The 821-nt window shown below is 45.7% G+C and carries 1 pseudogene; it reads left to right on the top strand.

The features are described 5' to 3' along the window. Positions 1 to 298: pseudogene (locus tag L462_RS25430) on the top strand (shufflon system plasmid conjugative transfer pilus tip adhesin PilV); the annotation flags it as partial. Between the last annotated feature and the right edge of the window lie 523 nt (positions 299 to 821).

Below are 821 nucleotides of genomic sequence, written 5' to 3'. Positions count from 1 at the left end.
TGGAGGCATACTTTCTTGTCAATCCGGTGTCTGGTCAGGTGCTTCAAAGATTAAAATGCAAACCATTTTTGGGGAGACAGCTTGCGCTAACAAATCTGTTGCTTATGCGTATTGCCCAGCAGGCACAGTTGCTATTGGCGGTTCCTATGCATTAAGAAGTTGGTCTGATGGTTCAAACCATAACTCCCCAGATTCAATGGCTCTCGATCCGGTTAACAATCGGTTCTACATTGGCTTACCCAACAACTCAAAGGGAGAAGCGTGCTTCCAGGCCATCGTAAACTGCACTACAGAATAAAATTGTCAATCCGGTGTCTGGGTATCAGCTGCTAATCACAACGGAAAATACTCATCACTTGGGGCATTTGTATCTGTCTATACATCGGTCAACAACACGGGCAGACCAATAACGGTTTATGCATCAGGGGGGGTATCAACGGTAGATCGTAAAATTAAAGATGGCGATAACTGCCGAAACACTTGGGATTTGACAGGTGTTGTCGATGGTCGCGTCATTACTTCAGCAGGAACGGCCAACTCTGATTGGAGTAAATCAGGATCTATTAATTTTATCATTCCTGCTGGTTCTACTTTCTCGGTTACATCTAACCCTCTGCCCTCATATGGATGTTCACCTGGCAGTTTTAATCTCGTAACTTACTCGTGACTGCCAGCAGTTCTGTTACCGGCTGCGCATCCGGGGGAACAATTTCGCCAGCATACCATCAGCTGCAGCTGCGACCGGCCACAATTTTTTGCTGGCATTTACACGTCTTCAGGTTTGCTCTCTTCATCCACATCGCTAATAAGAAGATGAAAAA

This window comes from Enterobacter sp. BIDMC 26, from assembly GCF_000534435.1.
Taxonomy (GTDB): domain Bacteria; phylum Pseudomonadota; class Gammaproteobacteria; order Enterobacterales; family Enterobacteriaceae; genus Enterobacter; species Enterobacter ludwigii.
Note: the sequence above shows the minus strand (reverse complement) of the source record. Positions and strands in the feature narration are given on the sequence as shown.